The sequence below is a fragment of the Kineococcus siccus genome (assembly GCF_009906795.1).
Classification (GTDB): domain Bacteria; phylum Actinomycetota; class Actinomycetes; order Actinomycetales; family Kineococcaceae; genus Kineococcus; species Kineococcus siccus.
Window position 1 is genome coordinate 1 of the sequence record NZ_JAAALN010000488.1, and the last position, 255, is coordinate 255.

At 71.8% G+C, this 255-nt stretch carries 1 protein-coding gene; it reads right to left on the reverse strand.

The window, feature by feature from the left end:
• The coding region (locus GTR02_RS25055; protein WP_240896223.1) for a DDE-type integrase/transposase/recombinase at nucleotides 1-255 on the reverse strand (255 nt) is incomplete at both ends.

Here is a 255-nt window from a genome sequence, read left to right on the forward strand (position 1 = left end):
CGTCCAGGGCCAGTTCGGTGCGCAGGTGGGTCGCGACCTGCCAGCCCACGACCCGGCGGGTGCACACGTCGGTCACGAACGCGGCGTACACCCACCCCGAGCAGGTCCGGATGTAGGTGATGTCCGCAACCCACAACCGGTCGGGCCGCTCGGCGCGGAAGTGGCGCTCGACCAAGTCGGGGCGGTGGTCCGGTGGTCCGGGGATCGTCGTACGCGGCGGCTTGCCGTTACGGCGCACACCGTGCAGACCAGCCG